1 protein-coding gene is annotated in these 1,401 nt (G+C 53.3%); it reads right to left on the bottom strand.

Going from position 1 to position 1,401, the window contains the following annotated elements; all coding sequences use genetic code 11:
* Nucleotide 1: 1 nt before the first annotated feature.
* Entirely contained in the window at nt 2–1,357 is a 1,356-nt protein-coding gene (dnaB, locus tag Q0216_RS10005; protein WP_298595026.1) for a replicative DNA helicase, read from the bottom strand.
* Between the last annotated feature and the right edge of the window lie 44 nt (nt 1,358–1,401).

The raw sequence follows: 1,401 nt of genomic DNA, 5'->3' as shown, positions 1-1,401 counted from the left end.
GTTAGTACTGGGGAGGCGCCTCATTCGCCATATTGTTGAAGCGCGAGTACTTACCGCTAAACGCCAACGGGATAGTACGAGTCGGACCGCCACGGTGCTTAGCAATAATCATGTCCGCCTCACCCACACGTTCACTCTCCGGGTTATACATATCCTCACGATGCAGCAGAATCACCATATCCGCATCCTGCTCAATCGAACCCGACTCACGCAGATCCGAAACCATCGGACGCTTATCAGTACGCTGCTCCGAACCACGGTTCAGCTGAGACAGCGCAATCACCGGAACGTCCAGTTCCTTAGCCAACAGCTTCAGGCTACGAGAGAACTCCGAAACCTCCTGCTGACGCGACTCAACCTTCTTACCCGAACTCATCAGCTGCAGGTAGTCCAGCACCACAAGCTTCAAATCATTACGCTGCTTGAGGCGACGGCACTTCGCGCGAATCTCCATCAGAGTCATATTCGGCGAATCATCAATAAAGAGAGGAGCGGAATCAATACGACCCTGCAAAGTCGCCAGGTTCGTCCAGCCCTCAGTATCCAGGTCACCCTTCTTCAGACGACCCATCGAAATCTTGCCCTCCGCGGAGAGAATACGCATCGCCAACTCAGTACGACTCATCTCCAGCGAGAAAAACACAGTGGTCATCTGATGATGAATAGCCGCAGAACGAGCAATATCAAGAGCCAGAGTCGACTTACCCACACCCGGACGAGCCGCAATAACAATCATCTGGCCACCGTGCAGACCACCGGTCAGCTCATCAAACTCAATAAAGTCAGTCGGCACACCGTACACGCCATCGGGGCGGTTCGAGTTCGCATCGATCTCATTGATGGTCTCCTCCAACGCCTCAGAGAAAGACACATAGTCTTCCTTCGCGTTACCATCAGTCACCGCATAAATCTCAGCCTGCGCCTGATCCACCAAAGTATCGACCTCAGTCTCATTGGCGTAACCCAGCTGAGCGATCTTCGTACCCGCCTCAATCAGGCGGCGCATAATCGCGTGCTCCTTAACAATCTCAGCGTAATACTGAGCGTTAGCAGCAGTCGGAACCGAGGCAATCAGCGTATGAATATAGGACGCACCACCCACACGAGTCAGCTCACCGCGCTTCTTCAGCTCATCAGCAACCGTAATCGCATCCGCAGGGCTACCGTGGCCGTAGAGAGAAAGAATCGCCTCATAAATCGTCTCGTGCGCCGGCTTATAGAAATCAGAGGCACGCAGGCTCTCAACCACATCCGCAATAGCGTCCTTCGACAGCAGCATGCCACCGAGCACCGACTGCTCAGCCACATCATCATGAGGCATAGTGCGGGAACCATAATCAATGGCAGTTTCAGACATGCTTATCCTCGCGTTTCAATCCGATATCTACGACGTTCCAGAAA

The sequence above is a fragment of the uncultured Rothia sp. genome, assembly GCF_937976295.1.
Lineage (GTDB): Bacteria > Actinomycetota > Actinomycetes > Actinomycetales > Micrococcaceae > Rothia.
Note: the sequence above shows the minus strand (reverse complement) of the source record. Positions and strands in the feature narration are given on the sequence as shown.